Here is a 19,378-nt window from a genome sequence, read left to right on the forward strand (position 1 = left end):
ATTATTAGCATTGGAGGAATAAAAATTCATAAGAATTTGATTAAAGGTATGCAAAAATTTCGGTGATAGTGATACAATACAAAGTAGTAAAAGTGAAGTGATGCCTTGTTGCTTAAAAGGGGTGAGAAAATGAGTACACAACTACGTACTAAAGAGTTATTAGAGCAATTTAAATTATCAAGGCAAACTCTCTATAACTGGATTAGAGAGGGAAACGTGTCTCCTCCAGAGAAAGATTGGAGAGGTTGGAGAATGTGGACTGAAGAACATGTAAAAGAAATATCGAATATCATTAAGGGAAAAGAGGTAAATTTGTCTATTCCAGCCATAAAAAATACGAAATTCAATATAAACAACCGACGATACTTAGGAAGTAAATATAAATTATTAAATTTTATTTCTAAAGTTGTTGAGGAAAACTGTGAAAATGTTCATACGGTTGCAGATATTTTCGGTGGAACAGGAGTAGTTGCTGATAGATTCAAAGCTGAGGGCAAGAAAATAATAGTCAACGATATATTATATTCAAATTACTTGTCATATTGGACATGGTTTAGCAGCGAAGAAGTGGATTATAAAAAACTTGAAAATATTATTAAGGATTTCAATAATGTAGTTGTTACTAAAGAGAACTATGTCTCAAAACATTTTGGCGGCACCTATTTCACAGAAGACAATGCTAGAAAAATTGGTTACATAAGAGAGTGTATTGAACAATTATCGGATTCTTTAACATTCCGAGAAAAGGCAATTCTTATTACTTCGTTGCTTTACGCTATGGATAAAGTAGCCAATACTGTGGGACATTATGACGCATATAGAAGAAAATTAGATTCTTTGGGGAAACTAAATTTATTAGTACCAGAAATTGATGGAATTAAGAATCAAGAGAACAAAATTTATCAAAAAGATGCCAATATACTAGTGAGAGAAATTAGTGCAGATTTATTCTACATTGATACCCCATACAACTCTCGACAATATGGAGATGCTTATCACCTTCTAGAGAATATAGCAGAATGGAAAGAACAAGAAGTCGTTGGCGTTGCTAAAAAAATGGTGGATAGGGCACATATCAAAAGTGATTATTGTACTCAAAAAGCTCCAAAAGCATTCGAGGATTTAGTTTCGAATATTCATGGAAAGTATATTCTAGTGTCATATAATAACATGGCGGAAAAAGGCGTAGGTAGATCAAATGCTAAGATTTCTTCTGAAGAGATAGTGGAAATTCTTCAAAAAAGAGGAGAAGTACAGGTTTTTGAAACAGACTTTAAAGTTTACACAACCGGAAAGACTAATATTGAGGGTCACAAAGAATTACTATATCTCTGCAAAATAGATGGGTGATGGATAATGCCGAATACAGATATGAAATATATAAAATCTTGCCTTAATTACACAGGAGGAAAGCATAAACTTCTCAAGCAGATAATTCCTTATTTTCCTGATGATATAAATAATTTTATTGATTTGTTTTGTGGAGGAGCTAATGTTGCAATCAATATTGAGGCAAAAGAGACTATTTATTGTATAGATAAACAAGAAGAAGTTATTCGATTGTTCAACACTTTAAAGGTGTTAAGCAAAGAAGAAGTTTTTTCTGCTATAGAGGATATCATAAATAAATTCGGTTTAACTAATACCTCTCTATATGGTTATCATCATTATAATTGTGACTCAGCTAGTGGGTTATCAGTTTATAATAAAGAAAACTACAAAAAATTAAGAGATTATTATAATAATAAAGCTGAAAATAGTTTTTACTTTGATTTGGTCTTTTTTGTACTTACTATATTCGGTTTCAATAATCAAATTCGCTTCAATAAAGCGGGTAATTATAATATTCCGGTAGGGAAAAGGGATTTTAACGAAAAAATAAAAACAAATGTTACAAAATTCATAGAGATTATTAAAAAAAATGACATGATCTTTAGATGTGAAGATTTTAGAGAAATGAGTATTGATTTATCTCAAGGAGACTTTCTGTATGCCGATCCGCCATACTTAATTTCGACTGCTACTTATAATGAACAAAATGGATGGACTGAAACTGAAGAAAAAGAATTATTGAACTTACTAGATGAATTGAATGCTAAAGGCATAAAATTTGCCCTTTCTAATGTACTCGAACATAAAGGAAAAGAGAATCTTATCTTAAAAAATTGGGCAGCTAAGTATTATATAAACTACTTGGACTATAATTATAGGAATTCAAATTATCAAATTAAAGAAAAAACCTCGAACACATCGGAAGTTTTGATTACTAACTATATTAAATGATTTTAGTCTTCTCAGTGAAAATGAGAAGACTTTTTACTTTTCTTCCTATAAATGTATATAATAAACAGATGATTAGAATTATAATAAAATTATAGGATTTATGGTCTAGTAAGGGAGTGTGAAGAGATGTTATATACAATAGATAGAGTTCAATATAGTAAAAAAAATGACCTTTATTATTTCTACGAGTTTATGGAATTAGAAAACATTGATCTTCTCTTTAAAAATGAAAATGAACTGCTTCAACCAGATGATTTATGGCAATCTTTATCCAATTCGCTTTCTAAGACAGAGAATAGTAAAATAAACTTTCTAAAAAGAATAGACACAGTTATTAGACTCTTTATCTTTTACCAAAAAGATCGAAATAAATATATTAAGATTGAATTAAATTCAAACGGTATTTCTGGAGAAGTTTGGTCATATGTAGAATTACGGTCTTGGTTCAAATGTTTAAATAATATAGATGGACAAAGTAACTCGAAAGGGCTAGGCTCAGTCCGATCCACTCACTTAGATAGTTATGTAAACAGCTTATTGCAATCAATTTATGAAGACAGTCAATTTGATGACGATAACGGTTTAGAACTGACTAAGAGCTTGTTAGGAAGTGATCCGACTAAAGGATTTGACTTAGATTTATTTCAATTTATTTCATCAACAAACGAATACATAATATATGAATTTTTAAAAAGAGAAAGTAATTTTGTTAATAATATACAAGCACATCCCATGAGATATTCTTGGACTAAAAAATCAAATGACAACAAACAAAAGTTTATTTCATTATGGAGAACAAAAAAATTTTTTAATGGAAAACTATTGCTGATTAGTTATAGCGATGACTCTAATGAACGTATTTCTATAATCGAAGTATTGGATTTAGATGTTGAACAAGGAATATTAGCCGAAAGAAAATACTCTATGAGTAGAAATGTTTTTTTAGGCTGGTTAAAAGATATGAACCAGTATGCCGCTACTCAAAAAAAGTATTTTATTGATTTTAAATGCAAAAAATATGATGAAGATTTCTTCAAGAATTTCGACGATAATAAAAAATATTATGGAAGCGAATTCTTATAAATTTAGGAGAGAGATATTATGCCGGGTACATGGAGTATAAGCACTACTGTAAGAAATCCAGAAAGAATTGTAGGGTTTTTAAAAGCATTATCAAGACTTGAAGGAAGACAGTTCAATGTAGAAGCTCAAGCCTTATTCTTTAAAGAGCTTATAAAAACTAAAGAGTATACGCCCACAGGTATATCTGGTTACTACAAGAAAAAATATGAAGATCCGGAAGATTTTACTGACGAAGAGGTAAAAGATATATTAAGTCAAGTCCACTATAAAAATAAAAGTTTTGCAGATGACCAGGAACTTATTTACGCTTTCCGTGGAAGAACAGCAGTCAGTAATATCACTAAAATGGGTTTAGCAATCGCAAAAGAATCTATGGGCGTTGTTAAGATTACTGAATTAGGAAAAAAACTTCTAAATGATGAAGTGGATTTGGTTTCTGTTTTTTTTAGATATTTTCTGAAATGGCAACTACCCAACCCAATCGATAGAGGATACAAAGAACTCGATATCATTCCTTTCATTGCAGTCATGCATGTAATCAATAAAGTAAACAAAGAATGGAATTCACTTGGTGAGAAAGCAGTAGGAGTCTCTAAAGAGGAGTTCTCTCTATTTCTTACAACACTAATTGATTATCGTGATATAAGTGAAACAGTTAAAAATATAATAGACTTTCGAATGGAAAAAAGATCTTTAGACAAAAATGAAGCTCACAGTTATGTTGAAAGAAGGTTTGTAGAAAAAGCCATTGAAATTTTCAATTTAGACAGAAGTGATAAAAAGAAGATAGAAGTAAAAGTTAATACTCTCAGTGACTATGGAGACTCCGCTATAAGGTATTTTAGACAAACAAAGTTACTCTACTACAGAGGCAATGGAAGGTATGTAGATTTAGCTCCTACAAGAATAGTGGAAATAGAGAGCCTTTTAGAGAACTTTAATGGTAGCTCTATTTATTTCTCTGATTCAGACAGTTATCTAAGTTACATGTCAGATATTAATCAACCGGCCCTTCCATGGGAAAATTTAGATGATTTAAAAGCTGTCTATGAAAACTTATTGAAGCAGGCTGACTCATTACAAACTGAATTAAATAAACAATATAAAGGTCATGTGTTACACCAATTTTTATTAACCAAGAAAAGTTTAAACACTATTAATGACTATAATCGAGAAATTGCTCAACTTAGAGAAATAATAAAAACACTTAAAAATGATATGACGATATTAAGAGAAAGAAGTCTCCACAACATTGATCTTTACATTAATAAACTGACGGAATTAGCTAATAGGAAGAAAAGTATTAGCGGACAAGATCCTCTTAATTTAGAGTATTATATTACTATGTCATTAATGGCCCTGGATGATGCAAAAGAAATAGCGCCGAACTACTCAGTTGGAGATGACAATATACCGTTGTTCACGGCAGCAGGGAATAATCCTGACATAGAATGCTTTTATTCTTCATTTAATATGATTTGCGAAGTGACTCTTCTAAGAGGAAGAGACCAGTGGATTAATGAAGGACAACCTGTAATGAGACATTTGAGAGATTTTGAAGAACGTAAAAATATTAATACAATGGAGAACTACTGTTTATTCATTGCACCAAGTATTCATCGTGATACTCTAAATACGTTTTGGATGAGTGTGAAGATGGGATATGAGGGAAAAACTCAAAAAATAGTACCACTTACAATCAACCAATATGTAGACGTATTAAAGAAAGTAAAGGAATTGAATAATAGAGGAAAAAGAGTAACTCATAAGGATTTCCAGACACTTTTGTCTGAAATCTTTAATAGACACGTAGCTGCTGGAAGTGACTCGACTGCTTGGTTAACAAGTGTAGATAACATAATTGACCAATGGGGGGCTTAATTAATTTTCCGTTTTTCAAAATAAGCTAGACGGTGGTTTTATTTCATGAGAATATCTCTAGATTAATTGTTGATAATATTAAAGTGTAAGCACAGTCACTAAGCGAAAAAAGCTTAATAATGAACGGTTCTTAGCAGAATCACTATTTAAAAGTATAAAAAATTAAATAGTGTCGAATTGCTTTACTGAAATAATTAAGCTAACTCCGTTTTGTGAGTTATTTTACTTACAAAGTTATCTCGGGAGGATGACTTTGCCCTATCATTATGGATATGGTTTTTTTTATTAATATAAATGAAAAGCCTAGAGAAACGTGATATATCAGATTTAGATCTGATATATCACGTTTCATTCAGCCATTAGTTGTTTAAGGCACTCTCTTCTTTATTCATTTCATTCTTTTGGTGTGTCAACAGAATATTAGACAGTTTTTATAGAAGTTTTCTTTATACTCCTTTGGCGTGAGATAATTCAATGCACCATGGGGTCTAATATTGTTATACCAGTTTACGTAGTCGAATAGTTCGATGTTTAATTGTTTTAATGATATAAAAGTATATTGGTTAATAAATTCAGTTTTCATCGCTTTGAACGTGGTTTCAGCCACAGCGTTGTCATAAGGACAGCCTTTCATACTAAGTGATCTTTCAATATCAAAGCCATCTAAAACTTCATCAATCAGCTGGTTATCGAACTCCTTTCCTCTGTCTGTGTGAAACATCTGCACATCTCTTAAATCATGCTTAATGGTGCTGATTGATGACAAGACCAGCTCAGCACTCTTTCTTGAACCTGCACTGTACCCAACAATTTCTCGATTAAAGAGATCAATAAATACACATATGTAATGCCATTTTCCTGCTACTTTTACATATGTTAAATCACTGACAATGACTTCCATTGGTTGTGCTCTGTTAAAATCTCGGTCTAGACCATTCGTGATCAGACGCTCGTTCGACTTCGACGGATAGGGCCTATAGCTTGCGATAGTATAGGTTGACACCAGATTGTTCTGTTTCATGACCCGACCGATGCGTCTTCTCGAGACTGTCAAACCTAGTTTATGTAACGCATTTTTTATTCTTCGGGTACCAAAACATTTTCGGTTTGAATTAAATACCTGAATAATCGTTTCATTGATATCGTTATCGCGCTCACACTGCTTGTTGGTCCTTTGTTTAATAGGTACTTCTAGAGATTTGCAGGACTTTGCACATTGCTGACACTGAATATTTGTGTGCATTCTTACGAATGACTTCTATTTTCGTCCCATGATCAGCGCTGCTTGCTTTAGAATCTCGTTTTCCATTTTTAACTGTTGAATGTCTTTGCGAAGTCTTCTGAGTTCGCGCTCTTCTTCAGATAAATTGTCAATATGATTAAATGAACCTGTGTTCTGATGATTTTTAACCCATTTATCTAAAGCTGAAGCCGTGAGATCATACTCCCGTACAATTTCAGATTTTGATTTACCATTTTCAAATAATCGGACCATCTGTAGTTTAAATTCAGGGGTAAATGTTCTTCTCGTTCTTGACATAAAAAAACGCCTACTTTCATTGATTTAACAATAACCTCCCTCATAGGATGTGTATGGCAAAATAAAAGTGCAGAGCTTTGCAAGGTAAACATGCAGAGTCCTGCACTGATTTAATTTGGTGCAGATAATAAAAAAAGACTTGCCAGTCACCCCAAGTCCCTCTACCGTTATTGGTGTCGAATCAATAACACAGTGGAGGTTGGAAGGATGCTAGCAATGTCCGATATTAATTGTATCAAACACTTAAGAAACACTAAAGGACTATCCATATCAGAAATACAAAAAACGCTCGGAATTAATTGGCGTACCGCTAAGAAATATGCAGATGAGGATCAATTACCTGAATCAAAACGCAACAGAAAATCCGGAATGATGTATGAAGAACAATGGGGAGAGATTGTGTCGAGCTGGTTATTCGAAGACCGGCGCTTGAAACGTAAACTCAGACGAAATAAGAAACAAATATTTGAAGAACTGACTACTCACGGATTTAAAGGATCCTATCGAACGGTATGTTACTTCATTGATGAATGGAAAAACAGTCACAGTGAAGACAGCCATGACAAAGGATATGATCGTTTGGAACATCCACCTGGAGAAGCCCAGGTCGACTTCGGCGTCATGGAAACTGTGAAAGATGGTGCATTCGTTGATGTTCATACATTGGTCATGTCTTTCCCTTATAGTAATACGGCGTTCGCTGTCCCCTTGCCTGGAGAGAACCAAGAGTGTTTTCTGCATGGTTTAAAGATATTGTTCGAACAATGTGGCGGTGTTCCGAAACAAATTCGGATTGATAATTTAACGCCAGCTGTTAAAAAGATTCGTTCAAAGTTTGGAGACGCAGAATTAACGGATGCGTTCATCCAGTTCCAGAATCATTATGGTTTTGATGTGCAGGTATGTAATCCGAGAAGTGGCCATGAGAAGGGCAGCGTTGAAAATAAGGTCGGCTATGTGCGGTACAATTTCTTTAGTGCATCGCCAGTGATGGAGAGCTTCGAAACTTTAACCGATAGGCTTCGGAAGCAGTTGATTCAAGATAGAACCCGGCTTCATTATGAAAAGAATGTGTTGATATCAGTATTATGGCAAGATGAATTCAAATATCTACTCCATTTGGCGACGGCCGCGTATCCAGTCTTTAAAGAAATGGAAGTTAAAGTGAATAAGTATAACGAAGTCACATTGGATCAAACTCGGATACATATTCCTAAAGCAGCCAATTATCCAAGGTTGTATTTAATATTGACATGGGACCGATATAAAGCCGTCACTGAAGATGGTGAGATACTAATCGATGATTATCGACCGTACATGAATAAACGCCGGGCTATTCCGTGGCATACAGTCGTCAAAGAATGGATACGAAAACCCAGGGTCGTGCCTTATTCCAGATATGCGAAGTATTTACCTGTCAGAATCAAAGATTATCTTATAGTAGAAGATTTATCACTCAGAAAAGAACGGTTAAACGCGTTGGCTAATCTACTTGTCACACGTGATATGCAAAGTATCAATCAGGAATTCTATGAATTATTTCAAAATAAAACAGATGATGCCTACGGTGTCGATTGGGCAAGCTATGACTCATTGGCTCCGTCTGATGCGGGGGTGTTAACTTATGAGTGAGACGTTACGTGAGATGTGTAAAACATTGCGGTTGGCTTATGTCGCAGATATCTATGAAACTGTAGACTACGACACGCCGGCACAGTTTTTAGAGGCCGTATTTGCCGAAGAATTTCGAAAGCGAGAGGCAGCGAAAGTGCAACGTCTCATCAAAAAAGCAAAGTTTCTAGATTCAAAAAGCCTTGCCAGTTATGAATGGCATGATCAGATTCGTTTCCCTGCCCATATCGATCAAACTGGATTAAGCAGTTTGTCTTTTCTGGAGCATCGGGAAAACATTGTGCTAATTGGTTCTCCTGGCACAGGTAAAACGCATTTGGCGACAGCTTTAGGCAGAAAAGCATGTGAGCAGGGGTATGATGTTCGTTTTTTTCGCGTCGCGCATCTCGTCGAACAATTGGAGACTGCGTTGAAACAGGACAAATTGACTGCGTTTAGAAAACGATTTGAAAAAGTAGAATTGATTGTCCTAGATGAAATGGGCTATTTACCGTTTAGTAAAGCAGGTTCGGAGTTACTCTTTCAGCTCATTTCGGAATGGTACGAGCAGAAAAGTTTAATTATTACATCTAACTTGGAGTTCAGCCAATGGAATAGAATCTTTATTGATTCCAGACTCACCGCTGCATTAGTGGACCGGCTCATTCACCACGCACATATTCTGTCATTTACCGGTGAAAGTTATCGGCTCGCCAATGCATTATCAAAATCGTTGTAAAGAAATCAAACAGGGTGGCAACACTCTGCACTTTTCATTGCATTTCTATGTACTTTCTAGTTGCGAAACACACATAGGAGTTGTCCAATCAAGTGTAGACGATTCAAATGCTTAAATAGTAATTTAGGCTATCGTATATTATCAGCGAAGCATGAGATAAATACTAAATCATTAAAAACATGGGTGAATCAATTTAAACAAAACGGTGTTCGAGGATAGACTGCAGGTATGACAAAAACAGCGGAGAAGAGTGTTATATAATTGAGTGCAGATTCCCTTCGCATGACGTTACGAATGAATTTTTAAAAGGATTAAGTGAACATGCAAATTATAAATTGTCTATAATTATTAAAAAGTAAGAATCTAATGGTATTATCAGAGTATTACATATTTAAACTGACGGAGACAGCCATATGAACAATACTTATAACAGAGGCTTTATCAATGATCTAAACACACAAAACATCTCTGCCGGTATCATAACCGGGACCCTCGGTATCGTCGGCGCTCCGATTATCGTCATTGAAGCGGCGGCAGCGGGCGGGTTTTCTCATATCGAGACGATCTCCTGGTTTTACGCTGTGCAGTTCTTCGGTGCCTTATTCGGCTTGCTTATGGCATTCTATTACCGTATGCCTATCGTCGGAGCCCATTCTATTACCGGCGTCGCATTTTTAGTCACGGTGACACCGCATTTTACATATTCAGAACTCGTCGGCGGTTTTATAATCACCGCCATTATTATTATGCTGTTCGGTATTTCAGGCATATTTAAAAAGGTCATGAGCTGGATTCCAAGGGAAATTATTTCCGCCATGCTCGCCGGTATTATAACGAGTTACGTGGTCGGATTAATTCCTGCAGCACAGGAGCTGCCGATTGTCGGTATTACCGCCATTGCCGTCTACTTTATATTAACGAAGTGGGATTTAAGAATTCCGCCAATGCTCGGTTCAGTGCTCACAAGTGTGATTGTCTTCTTTGTGTTCCATGAATTTAATATGTCCGCACTTGGAACGGAAGTTGTGATGCCGATTGTGCATATACCGGAGTTTTCACTGGCAGGGGCAATCTCGATTTCAATTCCGCTGGCGCTGATGATTTTAAGCAATGATGCGACACCGGCTGTCGGTGCGCTTGAACGCAGCGGTTATCATGCACCGACAAATAATATTTTAACGGTGAGCGGTATTCTGTCGATATTTACAAGTTTCTTCGGCGGACAGTCAGCAAACGTTGCAGGAATGATGACGACGATTGCTTCTGATGAAGAGTCGGGCGAAACTGATAAACGCTATGTTGCTTCAGTTATATCGAGTATTATTATGCTGATCTTCGGACTGTTCGCATGGGCACTGGTGCCGCTGATGTTTGAGCTGCCTGAAGCGCTGATGGCGATGCTTGCAGGTTTTGTTTTGCTCGGGGTATTTGCTTCAACGATGAGAACGAGTTTCGGGAATTCCAAATACACAATGGCAGTCATTTTTACCTATATTATTTCTGTATCAGGAATTTCTATCTTTTATATCAGTGCGCCGGTTTGGGCACTCTTAATCGGAACAATACTGGCGAAAGTGGTAAGGAAATAGGGAGTTAAATATAAAGAATCCAGTCTTATCAGACTGGATTCTTGTTTTTATTTTCAGTGAGTGTCAGTCCATCTTTCACAACCGTTACCTTCACATCTTTATAATCATATAAATCTCCGTCGATATTCATTTCTTTTAAATCACTCGTCTGAATTTCAACCTGATCAGCTGTCAGATACATCACTTTCCGATGATTTGTAATATTTCCTGTAAACGCCATATAGATCAGCTGCACGATGTCTTTAATATTAATCGGTTCGATATTTAGTATATGAAGCAGTCCGTCATCCGGTTTCGCTTCAGGGAGCAGTTTCTCGACGCTGCCGACTGACGATATTTTAGAGACAAGTGTAAACACAGAGTCTGTTTCCATCTCCAGTTTATCTATTTTAATACTCACGCGATATGGATTTAACTTTATCAGTGTTTTGATTCCTTTAATGAGATAGGCGATACGTCCCACTTTATTTTTTACCGAGCTGTTTACTTTCGCAAATGATGTCATAAAGTTGCCGAATGCCACCATGTAGCCTGCGTACGTATCATTGATTTTAATCGTGTCGATTGTTTTTGTGCGGGTTGTATCCAATTCTTTAGCAGCAAGAATCGGATTGAGCGGAATGTTATTGGCTCTGGCAAAGTCATTAACCGTGCCGGCGGGAATCACCGCAACAGGGAGATTAATATTATGTTTGCCAAGAATGCTGACGAGTTCACTGATGGTCCCGTCACCGCCTGCAGCAACGATTAGATCAATACTTGCAGCGTGTGCCGCAAGTATATTTTCGAACCCGGTCGGTTCCGTATATTTGATAACCGGTTCATAATTCTGAGATTTTAAATTGCGGATCAGTGCCTCTTCCAGCCGTGCTTTTTTACCCATGCCTGAAGTCTTATTAATAATAATCAATGCCTTCTTCATATTCCACCCTCCGTTCTGTATAAGTCTCTAACACTTATTATACCGCAGCAGCAGAACAGATTGGGGTAGATAAAACACGGAGAATATACTATAGTAAAAGCTGATACTAAAAATATGCCGACATAGTTTAATGGCAGAACGCAGCCATGGTAAGGCTGAAATGCGAGTTCGATTCTCGCTGTCGGCTTAAGAAAAGGGAGACTACCCAACATGATTACAATAGGTGCAGTGCTCCTTATTGTTTTGATTTACTCAATTGTTACAGCAGTGAAATTCTTTAAAGATACCGGGCTGAGTAAAGAAGTAAAAGGTAATATGCTGGCAAAGGCTTTTAAAGCAGCCTTTATTACTGTGACAGCCGGCTGGTTTTTCTTTGAATTATTTATGATTATGAGAATAGATCCTTCATTTGAGGTCTACCGGCTTGTAATATTAATTCTTATGATTATTTCATTTATCGTCTTCGGCCTGAATTTAAAAGTTCAGAACCATCGTCCGGACTAGGTATTTATTGTTTTATAAAAGATATCATGGTGTTATGATAGATAAGCTTTTAAATAGAAGATTGAAGGTAATAATATGAAGAAATTGATTATGAGAGTGATTAAAGAAACGATGAAAGATCCTGTTAAAAGAGAAAAAATAATGAGCTACGTTAAGCCGCTAATTTCCAATTATACAAATAAGAAAAAGTAAAAAATCTTCCTGTTATTAATTAAAATAACAGGAAGATTTTTATATAATCATTGATTTAATTAGAATATTAAACGTTATTCTGTAAATTATTAACTTATAAATATTAATCCATAAAATAATGTTCCAATTATTATTAGAGAAGGATGAACTCGGAACTTCTCTAAGCATATCCAACTAACTATTAAAAGTATTACTGTATGAAATAATCCAGCTCCTTCAAGAGATTGAAGGAAGAATTGTAAAGTTAGTGCTCCGAGTAAAATAGCAATTGTTGGTTTTATATAGTTTGTTAACTTCTTAACTACTGGGGAATTTTTGAACTTTGTTATTAAACCTAATAGAACTAACATAGCAATTAATGAAGGAGCAACACTGGAAAATAGAGCAATAATACTTCCAAAAACCCCACCAACTTCATAACCTATATAGCCTGCCATTTTTGTAACAATCGGTCCTGGGAGACCATTAGCTAATGCTAATATTTCTCCGAACTCATCAATTGTTAACCATTTATATCGGTCAACTACTTCTGCTTGAATCAATGGGATACTCGCAGGACCTCCTCCATATCCAACTACTCCTGGTATAAAGAAAGCAATAAAAATATCAATATATTTCATCTGAATCTCCTTTATAAACTATTTTCTATATTTGATAAATGAGTATATAATAATGACCAATATAATAATTGCCGGATGTATATCCAAAATAATATATGCTATAAAACTTAAAGAGAGTAAAATTAATGTTTTAATTTCACCTAAATTTTTCTTTGAAGAAAATAAAAATTGATAGGTAAGAATAAACATCATAACTGTAATAACTGGAGTAATTGCTGCCGTCATTCCTTGAACGTAAGTAGAATCTCTGAAGTTTGATAAAGTACCAATTAAAAATATCATAATGATAACAGTCGGCATAATTGTAGCGAATAATGCAACTATTAGACCTATGAATCCGCCAACCTTATAGCCTATATAGCCTGCCATTTTTGTAGCTATGGGACCTGGTAAGCTATTTCCCAAAGCTAAAACATTTGAAAACTCCTCATCATCCATCCATTTAAAATATTCTACAACTTCTTTGTGAACTAAAGGTATTGTAGAAGGACCTCCACCAAAACCCAGTATTCCTGATCGGAAAAAGGCAATGAAAATTTCTAAATGTAAATTAATATAGCTCTACTCCTTTCTTTAAAATTTTAAATCTATTAATTTGGTTTCGTTTAAGTATATTATAACGGTTATTACTTTACAAATGAATATAATGATATAAAATGTAGTTATTAAATAATAAAATGGAGTGGCAGTATGGTACTAGATGAATTAGATAAAAAGATATTATCATTGTTATCAGATAATGGCCGGATATCTTATGTAGATATAGCTAAAGAGTTAGAAATTTCGAGAGTAGCAGTTAGGGATAGAGTAAATAAATTAATTGAGAATGATATTATTGAAAAATTTAGTGTAGTTATAAACTCTAATAAAGTAGGAAAAACAGTGTCAGCTTTTTTTGAAGTGGATTGTGAGCCTAAATCGTTAGTTTCGGTAGCAGAATCGTTAGTAGAGAATCCTAAAGTTGCCTCTTGTTATCAAATGACCGGACCAAGTACATTACACATGCATGTCTTAGTGGATGACTTTGACCAATTGGAATACTTTATAAATGAAGAATTATATTCGTTAGATGGAATTACTAAAGTAGAGAGTCATATCTTATTGAAAAGATTTAAAAGCCGTACAGGTTTGAAATTATAATATTCTATAAAATTTTTCACACTCAATTCAGTAAAAAATTTCTCTGCTCAGTATAATTCATTGTTTAACAAATAGAATGCTAATATTGATAAACACTTTACATATGTAAGGTGTTTATTTATTTATTATATTTTTTGTTTACAATTAAAAGGTTAATATGTACAATAGATTTAAATTTATAATTCTAAAAATTATAAATATTTATATTTGGGAGGGTAGGTTTTCGTATTCGTTTTACGCATTTCATTAAATATAAGGGGGATAAAAAATGAAGAGAATTTTTTACTTATTAATGACATTTTCTATACTTATGGTATTAGTAGCATGCGGTAACGATTCTTCAACTGGAGAAGGAAGTAACGAAGGGGAAAATTTCAGTAATTATCCGGAAGAGAATATAACATTAATAGTTCCTTGGGGGGCTGGAGGAGACACAGATGTTATAGCGAGAACTGTAAACAAATACTTAGAAGAAGAATTAGGGACTAAAGTTATCACGCAAAATATTGGTGGTGGCGGAGGTGTAATTGGAGCTACGGAGGGACTATCAGCAGATCCGGATGGTTATACAATCATTAATGGTCATGACTCTATAGGGATATCAAAATTAAGTGGTACATCAGACTTTGATTATTTTGACTTTGAGCCTGTTGCTCTAATGACTACGTCTTCAAACATAGTTGTTACAAATGCAGATAATGATTGGGACAATATGTCGGATGTAATTGAACAAGCGAAAAATGAACCAGGATCTATATCTTTTGGAGCCACAGTGGGATCAACTACACACACTATTCCTCTCGGTATCATGGAAGACCAAGGTGTGGAATTTAATATAGTAAACTACGAAGGAACTGCCGAAAGAACCCAAGCATTATTAGGAAACCATGTAGATTTAGCTTCTACTACTGTCCCGGCAGCTAAAGATTATATTGAATCAGGAGATTTAAAATTACTAGGACTAGTCAGTGATGAAAGAAACGGTGAACTGCCTGATTTAGAAACACTAAAAGAACAAGGAATAGACTTCTCATCAGGGACTAATCGCGGCTACTTTTTACCTAAAGATACACCTCAAGAAATCGTTGAAATTTTAAGTGAAGCTCTGGGTAACGTAGCTTCAAATGAAGAATTTCAAAAAGAAATGAAAAACTTAGGTGTAGATGTGAATTATTTAGCCCATGAGGAATATAAGGAATTTCTTGAAGAGGATTTAGCTGAAACAGAAGAAATTCTTAGAAATCAAGGTGTTATCGAATAACATATAAAAGTAGAGTTGGTGAATAATTTAATGAAGAAAACATTAAGCGGACCAATTATTATATTACTAGTAGCAAGTTTCTTTTTATACCAAACTACTAATATAAAAACTTTGGATATAGTTGCTGGGTTAGGAGCAGACTTTTATCCTAGAGTGATTCTAATATTCATAATAGTACTGTCAGCTTTATCGATAATAATATCGATTATAAAAAATAGAAATTTGAAGTCATACTCAGATAAAGAGTCATTTTCTTGGAAAGTGCTATTAATGTTTATATCTTTTGGTATTTATATCTGGGCATTAGATGTGATTGGTTTCGTCATAGCATCGACTATCTTTATGATGTTTGTATATATTTTATTGATAGATAAAAAGAAGAATTGGAAAGTAAATATAATTACAGTTATTTGTTTGTTCCTGTCCGCGTTAGTTGTTTCATTTATCTTTGAAAACTATTTGAATGTATTTTTACCAAAGGGCTTATTCTTTTAAATGCGGAGGTAATATTTTGGAGAATTTTTTAGCAAGTTTAACAGAAGTTATGTCCTTTAATATAATACTCCTTATGATTATAGGTGTTATAGCGGGAATAGTTTTTGGCAGTATACCTGGTTTCACAATTACAATGGCGGTTGCACTAACTTTGCCATTCAGTTTTGCAATGGAACCTTTGCCAGGGATATCATTAATGATGGGAGTCTGGGTAGGGGGAGCCAGTGGCGGTTTAATATCGTCCATACTACTAGGAATACCTGGGACTCCATCTTCAGTGGCAACAACGTTTGATGGTTATCCTATGACTAAAAACGGAGAGCCTGGAAGAGCTTTGAATTTAGGATTATGGGCTTCATTTTTTGGAACTATAATCTCAGGTGTTATCTTAATTTTTGCGGCCCCTATGTTATCTGAATGGGCTTTAGCTTTTGGACCATGGGAGTATTTCAGCTTAATGGTTTTAGGCTTAAGTGCTATTGCAAGTATGGGGGAAGGAGATATGTTAAAAGGATTGACTGCGGGTGCGTTAGGAATCTTTTTTGGAACTATTGGACAAGATCCAGTGTTGAGTGTGTCTAGGTTTACATTCGGAGAAGCACAATTACTTTCAGGTTTTGATTTTTTACCTGTTCTTATAGGTATTTTTGCTTTCTCACAATTACTATCCCATATAAAAAATAAAACTAACGATAAAGATAACGAAATAGAAGAGATAGATATCAAGAAAGTGAGTACATCATATCCATTAATAGACACTGTGAAAGATATGTTTGATTCTTGGTTTAATGTGCTCCGCTCATCTATAGTAGGAACTTTAGTAGGTATTTTGCCTGCGGCTGGCGGTAGTATTGCCAACTTATTAAGTTACGATATTGCTAAAAAGAGTTCTAAGAATCCAGATTCATATGGGAAAGGGAATAAGGACGGAATAATTGCAGCTGAAGCTGCAAATAACTCTTCAGAAGGTGGCGCATTAATTCCTACTATGGCATTTGGAATACCTGGTGGAGCGGTTACGGCTATGATATTAGGTGTTTTACTTGTACATGGTGTGCAACCGGGACCATATTTCATTAGTTCACAACCTGTTTTAGCTAATGGTATATTTATAGCATTTTTTATATCGGGTATCTTTGCGCTCATAATTCAAAGCTTTGGTATAAAGTTATTTGTAAGAATTAATGATGTACCTATGTATCTCTTAATCCCTATTGTTTTTGTTCTATGTGCAGTAGGCAGTTATGCAATTAATAATCGTATATTTGATGTTTGGGTATTATTACTCTTTGGAATTATCGGTTATTTCTTAAGGAATAAAGGATATTCATTACCAGCGTTTGTATTAGGAGTAATATTGGGTCCAATGACAGAAGAAAACCTTAGAAGAGCTATTTCTACTAACCCTGATATCACTTTATTTTTAACAAGACCAATCTCTGGAATACTATTAGGTTTAACAGTACTTTCTATTGGATATGCTGTGTATCAAGAAATCAAATCATATAGAAGATTAAAATTAAAGGAATGATTAGGTAATGAACTCATATATTTTATCAGACATGACGTGGCCCGAAATTGAGAGCGCATTCAAAGATGTAAAGATCGCTATTATACCCGTAGGCGCTCAGGAACAACACGGACATCATATAGCAGAAGGCTGTGACTCATATAGAGCTGGAGAGTTTAGTAAGCTACTTACAGAGAGAAACTATCCTTCAGTTGCATTAGCTCCAACAATTAACTATGGTGTTTCTCCACATCATATGAATTTCCCGGGTACTATTAGCTTAAAACCTGAAACTCTAATAGCGCTATTAGATGATATTGTTACAAGCTTGTCTCAGCATGGAATAGAGAAGTTTCTAGTTATCAATGGTCATGGTGGAAACACATCTACTTTAAATGTAGCTGCTGAAAAAATTGCACGAGATAAAAATGTGAGTATAGCTGTCTCAAAATACGTAGATGCAGCCAGTGATGTAATTCAAGAAAATATTACTTCAGAACACTTTGGGCATGCTTGTGAGAGAGAAGTATCAGAAAGTTTATATCTATACCCAAGTATTGTTAGAAAAGATAAGTTGCAAGCTGCGGAGTACAATGATTCATTCGCATTAAATGTAAGAAAAAGAAAATATATCAAGTTAGTACATCAATTTGATGATGTTACTAAGAATGGTAACTTGGGTGACGGAAGAAAAGGTAGTTATGAATTAGGAGAGAAAATAATTAATCAAGCTTTAGAAAATTTAACTGGATTTATAAAAGAGTTTATAGAAGAATAAAAGATTAAAGTAAAAAGGGTGGGACAGAAGCCCTGAAGAAATAAGAGAAATGTCTTGGAAATCTTAAAACCAAGATTTCCAAGACATTTTTTATAGGTTTAAGCATATTAAATACAGATTACCGAGCGAGTTTTCTGAGGCTTACCGCCATTAAGGCGATTCCCAACTAGTTACGAACCGGATTATTCCCTCGGACAGACATCCGAGTGAACCCCAAATTTGCCTTCAGATTTCCAAAAGTTGTTTCGACATCAGTTTTGCGTTGCGCGTATCGACGTCGACCTTCTGGGCTTGAAAGCGTCTGGTTCACCTGTGCTTTGAAATACGCTAGGTTCATATTTTTTTGAATTAATATCCTATTAAAAAATATAAAAAAAACTGCCTCAGGAGCAATTGAGCTCCTGAGGCAGTTTTTCGTCTAGACTCAGAGCTTATGTCTCAGCCCCTTTTTATTATTTATCGACGTCTTCGTTTTTCACTTCGCTGACTCTGATGTCATCATGCTTCACAGTGCCTGAAACATGTTCCATCTTCTCCACGACTTCTTTGGTAATTACAATTTCTTCTGTAACCACATGTTCTTTAATGACTCTGATGCGTTCTTTCGTTACCGGGATTCTGATAATACCAAGGTCGTCATCCGAGTCTTCAGTATTGTTATACGTCTCAAACAGCGGTTCGCCTTCGACTGCACGGCGTTCTACAGTGACGTTATCCATATTGACCGGCACATCAAATTCTTCAACTGTTGAGTCTGTATACTTCTCAACAACGACTTCTCCTGTCTGGACTGTTTCTTTATCCACAGCAAGACGTTCTTCACGGAGTTCAATTGTTTCTTCGCCGGGAGATGTCTCAATTCCTGATTCATTATCAATATATAAAAGAAGTTCACCATTATTCAGAGCGTTCGTATAGTTTTCACGTTCTGAATTCGTCATCGTCAGCCGCTGGCTGCCGTCGAGCTGGGCGAGCATTTCCTCCAGGCTGCGTCCTGCCGGCATCCTTTCATTTACATCCGGGAAATCAATCAGAAAATCTGCATAGCCCCGGGTCGACATCACAGTTAATTTATTTTCAGGTACACCGGTTTCGATATAATGTGTCAGTCTTTCGCGTAAGTGCTGTTCATCAGCAATCAATTCAATTTGCCCCATAATGTCAAACCTCCATCGTAATTTGTATTTACTCCTTTATTTCCCGTATAGACTAAGTGCAAACCGGAAGTGA

General features: G+C 35.1%; 17 protein-coding genes, 1 tRNA gene and 2 pseudogenes. 14 read left to right on the top strand and 6 right to left on the bottom strand.

From position 1 onward, the window contains the following. The first annotated feature begins 129 nt into the window (after positions 1–129). The 4 genes from RZ44_RS11330 to RZ44_RS09235 all read left to right on the top strand — a co-directional run bounded on the left by RZ44_RS11330 (position 130) and on the right by RZ44_RS09235 (position 5,247). Positions 130–1,350, top strand: a complete 1,221-nt coding sequence (locus tag RZ44_RS11330; RefSeq protein ID WP_035810648.1) for a DNA adenine methylase — start codon at positions 130–132, stop codon at positions 1,348–1,350. 6 nt (positions 1,351–1,356) lie between these two features. After that, positions 1,357–2,283 carry a Dam family site-specific DNA-(adenine-N6)-methyltransferase gene (locus tag RZ44_RS11335; RefSeq protein ID WP_035810650.1) on the top strand — a complete coding sequence of 309 codons (927 nt, stop codon included), beginning with the start codon at positions 1,357–1,359 and terminating at the stop codon, positions 2,281–2,283. 126 nt (positions 2,284–2,409) lie between these two features. Next, positions 2,410–3,366: a hypothetical protein gene (locus RZ44_RS09230; RefSeq protein WP_035810651.1), complete on the top strand. Its 957-nt coding sequence runs from the start codon at positions 2,410–2,412 to the stop codon at positions 3,364–3,366. Positions 3,367–3,384: 18 nt separating this feature from the next. Then, the gene (locus RZ44_RS09235; RefSeq protein ID WP_035810654.1) at positions 3,385–5,247 is read left to right on the top strand and encodes an AlwI family type II restriction endonuclease; all 1,863 of its coding nucleotides are present in this window, start codon (positions 3,385–3,387) and stop codon (positions 5,245–5,247) included. Between the two features lie 409 nt (positions 5,248–5,656). Here RZ44_RS09235 and RZ44_RS09240 read toward each other — a convergent pair. Then, positions 5,657–6,787 (bottom strand): annotated as a pseudogene (locus tag RZ44_RS09240) (IS3 family transposase). Between the two features lie 207 nt (positions 6,788–6,994). Here RZ44_RS09240 and istA point away from each other — a divergent pair. From istA to RZ44_RS09260, 3 genes are all read left to right on the top strand, one after another. After that, positions 6,995–8,419 (top strand): IS21 family transposase, encoded by a 1,425-nt coding sequence (istA, locus tag RZ44_RS09250; RefSeq protein WP_035810658.1) that lies wholly within the window; start codon positions 6,995–6,997, stop codon positions 8,417–8,419. After that, positions 8,412–9,137 carry an IS21-like element helper ATPase IstB gene (gene istB / locus RZ44_RS09255; protein ID WP_035810660.1) on the top strand — a complete coding sequence of 242 codons (726 nt, stop codon included), beginning with the start codon at positions 8,412–8,414 and terminating at the stop codon, positions 9,135–9,137. Before istA ends, istB begins: the two co-directional genes overlap by 8 nt. Before the next feature lie 413 nt (positions 9,138–9,550). Beyond that, the gene (locus tag RZ44_RS09260) at positions 9,551–10,726 is read left to right on the top strand and encodes a benzoate/H(+) symporter BenE family transporter (RefSeq protein ID WP_035810662.1); all 1,176 of its coding nucleotides are present in this window, start codon (positions 9,551–9,553) and stop codon (positions 10,724–10,726) included. A 28-nt stretch (positions 10,727–10,754) separates the two neighbouring features. On the opposite strand, the gene RZ44_RS09265 is transcribed toward RZ44_RS09260, so the two are convergent. Further along, positions 10,755–11,648, bottom strand: coding sequence for a diacylglycerol/lipid kinase family protein (locus tag RZ44_RS09265; RefSeq protein ID WP_035810664.1), 894 nt, complete (start codon positions 11,646–11,648; stop codon positions 10,755–10,757). Between the two features lie 116 nt (positions 11,649–11,764). Between RZ44_RS09265 and RZ44_RS09270 the strand changes: the two genes are divergently transcribed. Both RZ44_RS09270 and RZ44_RS09275 read left to right on the top strand, forming a co-directional pair. Continuing rightward, positions 11,765–11,835: transfer RNA gene (locus tag RZ44_RS09270), tRNA-Thr, on the top strand. A gap of 23 nt (positions 11,836–11,858) precedes the next feature. Then, the gene (locus RZ44_RS09275; RefSeq protein WP_035810666.1) at positions 11,859–12,152 is read left to right on the top strand and encodes a hypothetical protein; all 294 of its coding nucleotides are present in this window, start codon (positions 11,859–11,861) and stop codon (positions 12,150–12,152) included. A 281-nt stretch (positions 12,153–12,433) separates the two neighbouring features. Here RZ44_RS09275 and RZ44_RS09280 read toward each other — a convergent pair whose 3' ends face one another. After that, positions 12,434–12,964, bottom strand: coding sequence for a chromate transporter (locus RZ44_RS09280; RefSeq protein WP_035810668.1), 531 nt, complete (start codon positions 12,962–12,964; stop codon positions 12,434–12,436). Positions 12,965–12,982: 18 nt separating this feature from the next. Further along, positions 12,983–13,519 carry a chromate transporter gene (locus RZ44_RS09285; RefSeq protein ID WP_035810670.1) on the bottom strand — a complete coding sequence of 179 codons (537 nt, stop codon included), beginning with the start codon at positions 13,517–13,519 and terminating at the stop codon, positions 12,983–12,985. Positions 13,520–13,654: 135 nt separating this feature from the next. On the opposite strand from RZ44_RS09285, the gene RZ44_RS09290 reads away from it, so the two are divergent. The 5 genes from RZ44_RS09290 (at position 13,655) to RZ44_RS09310 (ending at position 18,148) form a co-directional block, all read left to right on the top strand. Further along, positions 13,655–14,104, top strand: coding sequence for an Lrp/AsnC family transcriptional regulator (locus RZ44_RS09290; protein WP_035810672.1), 450 nt, complete (start codon positions 13,655–13,657; stop codon positions 14,102–14,104). 268 nt (positions 14,105–14,372) lie between these two features. Continuing rightward, the gene (locus tag RZ44_RS09295; protein WP_035810675.1) at positions 14,373–15,365 is read left to right on the top strand and encodes a tripartite tricarboxylate transporter substrate binding protein; all 993 of its coding nucleotides are present in this window, start codon (positions 14,373–14,375) and stop codon (positions 15,363–15,365) included. Positions 15,366–15,395: 30 nt separating this feature from the next. After that, the gene (locus tag RZ44_RS09300; protein WP_035810676.1) at positions 15,396–15,860 is read left to right on the top strand and encodes a tripartite tricarboxylate transporter TctB family protein; all 465 of its coding nucleotides are present in this window, start codon (positions 15,396–15,398) and stop codon (positions 15,858–15,860) included. Positions 15,861–15,876: 16 nt separating this feature from the next. Then, positions 15,877–17,391, top strand: coding sequence for a tripartite tricarboxylate transporter permease (locus RZ44_RS09305; protein ID WP_035810678.1), 1,515 nt, complete (start codon positions 15,877–15,879; stop codon positions 17,389–17,391). Positions 17,392–17,398: 7 nt separating this feature from the next. Further along, positions 17,399–18,148: a creatininase family protein gene (locus tag RZ44_RS09310; protein ID WP_035810680.1), complete on the top strand. Its 750-nt coding sequence runs from the start codon at positions 17,399–17,401 to the stop codon at positions 18,146–18,148. 169 nt (positions 18,149–18,317) lie between these two features. On the opposite strand, the pseudogene RZ44_RS11195 reads toward RZ44_RS09310, so the two are convergent. After that, positions 18,318–18,497 (bottom strand): annotated as a pseudogene (locus tag RZ44_RS11195) (transposase); the annotation flags it as partial. Positions 18,498–18,600: 103 nt separating this feature from the next. Continuing rightward, the gene (locus tag RZ44_RS11075) at positions 18,601–19,305 is read right to left on the bottom strand and encodes a YsnF/AvaK domain-containing protein (RefSeq protein WP_052108953.1); all 705 of its coding nucleotides are present in this window, start codon (positions 19,303–19,305) and stop codon (positions 18,601–18,603) included. Between the last annotated feature and the right edge of the window lie 73 nt (positions 19,306–19,378).

Source organism: Jeotgalicoccus saudimassiliensis, from assembly GCF_000756715.1.
GTDB classification, from domain to species: Bacteria; Bacillota; Bacilli; order Staphylococcales; family Salinicoccaceae; genus Jeotgalicoccus; species Jeotgalicoccus saudimassiliensis.